The organism is Pseudomonas sp. P5_A12, from assembly GCF_056400685.1.
Genome location: NZ_JBFUKU010000529.1, coordinates 1 through 1,919 on the forward strand (window position 1 = coordinate 1; position 1,919 = coordinate 1,919).

Below are 1,919 nucleotides of genomic sequence, written 5' to 3' on the forward strand. Positions count from 1 at the left end.
GGCGTGGTGTAAGCTGCAAGGGTCAATCCGGCCGACATAAGGAGAAGGCCTCCAAACATGATCTTGCGTGATATCTTCGGAGTTGTTGCATATTTTGGAAGGAACGCTGCGCCAAGTGCTGCAGCTATCCATGGTATCGAATTCAACAGTCCTATTTGTACGGAAGTCAAACCTCCGTAGGTACCAATGATACCCGGCAAAAAGAAAATTACCGAATAGACACTAATCTGATGGAGAAAGTACACCGCAATGGCAAGCCACAGTTGGGGGATTTTAAGAACGCCCTTGAAAGAATGGCCAACATTGCCGGACGCCATTTCTTCATCGTGTTCTTTCTTCAGGTTTTGCTCTACCTCTGTGGCTTGTTCCTTGGATAGCCAACTTGCAGTTGATGGCCCATCCGGAAGCTTTCGCCAGATGACTACGGAGAAGAGTACCGCTGGAATGCCTTCTATAAAGAAAAGCCATTGCCAGCCGTGCCAGCCCATAATTCCGTCCATCTGCAGCAACAGCCCTCCAACTGGGCCGCTGATGATGTTTGCCAGACAAACTCCGATGAGGAAATAGCCGCTGGCTCGCGCTCTTTGCTCCCGACCAAACCAATAGGTTAGATAGAGCATTACGCCCGGGAATAGTCCCGCTTCAGCGGCCCCCAGTAGTGCACGCGCGATATAGAACGTCGTCTCATCGGTAATGAAGGCCATGCCTGCGGACAATAACCCCCAGGTGATCATGATCCTGGTTATCCAGAGTCGGGCACCTACTCGGTGCATGATCAGGTTGCTGGGTACTTCCATGAGCGCATAGCTGAGGAAGAAAAGCCCTGCACCAAAACCATAGGCGGCAGCGGAAATACCCAGGTCGACTGCCATATGAGTCTTTGCAAGTGAAATGTTAGTTCTGTCCAGAAAGCTGATTATGTAAGCAAAGACCAACATTGGCATCAACTTACGAAACATCAAAGCGTTCAGCGACTGTCCCTTTTGTATTTTTGTATGGGTCGTAGCGGACATGGTTCGGGTTCTCCTCATGAGGATAGCGTTTCAGGACGCTGCTGCTGTGCAGCGCCCTTCAGTTAACGAAATATCCTCTAGATAAACTTTAGGGGGAGTGCAGCGCTTAGAAGTTGACGTTATCGCCACCTTTGAGTTTCAGGATTTTCCTGGCGTCTTCGGGTGTCGCAACTTCAAGTGAAAGACCTTCAAGAATCTTACGCATGCGCAGGACTTGATCGGCATTGCTTTTTGCCAACTGACCTGGCCCGTCCCAAAGCGAGTCTTCTAGCCCTACACGAACGTGTCCGCCCAACGTGGCGGATTGAGCGCCAATGCTCATTTGCTGCTTACCTGCTGGAAGAACCGACCATTGATAATCATCCCCAAAGAGCCGATCGGCCGTGCGCCGCATATGAAGCACGTCCTCAGGGTGACCACCGATACCGCCTAGAATGCCGAAAACCGACTGAATCAAAAATGGTGGTTTGATAAGTCCACGATCAATGAAATGTGCAGCAGTGTAGAGATGCCCGATGTCATAGCATTCGATCTCGAAACGGGTACCGTTTTCACTGCATGACTCAAGGATGTGGGCAATGTCGGTGAATGTATTTTTGAAAATACGATCGTGGCTGCCAGCGAGGTAAGGTTCCTCCCAGGCATGTTTGAACTCCTTGAAACGATTGAGCATTGGGTAAAGCCCCATGTTCATCGTGCCCATATTCAATGAGGCCACTTCCGGTTTGAATTGATGAGCCGGGCGAAGCCGATCCTCAAGAGACATTGTCGGTGCACCACCCGTAGTCAGGTTGATCACCACGTCGCTAGCCTCCTTGATAGCAGGAAGGAACTGTTTGAACAGTTCAGGATCCTGGGAAGGGCTGCCATCAATTGGGTTACGAGCATGCAGGTGGACGATTGAGG

General features: G+C 50.5%; 2 protein-coding genes. Both read right to left on the bottom strand.

The window, feature by feature from the left end; genetic code table 11:
* On the bottom strand, nucleotides 1-1,013 hold a 1,013-nt coding region (locus AC1DSG_RS30765), incomplete at its 3' end, for an MFS transporter (protein WP_477794233.1).
* Between the two features lie 106 nt (nucleotides 1,014-1,119).
* Nucleotides 1,120-1,919: 3,5-dioxohexanoate:acetyl-CoA acetone transferase (gene kce / locus AC1DSG_RS30770; RefSeq protein ID WP_477794234.1), on the bottom strand; the 800-nt coding region annotated here is incomplete at its 5' end.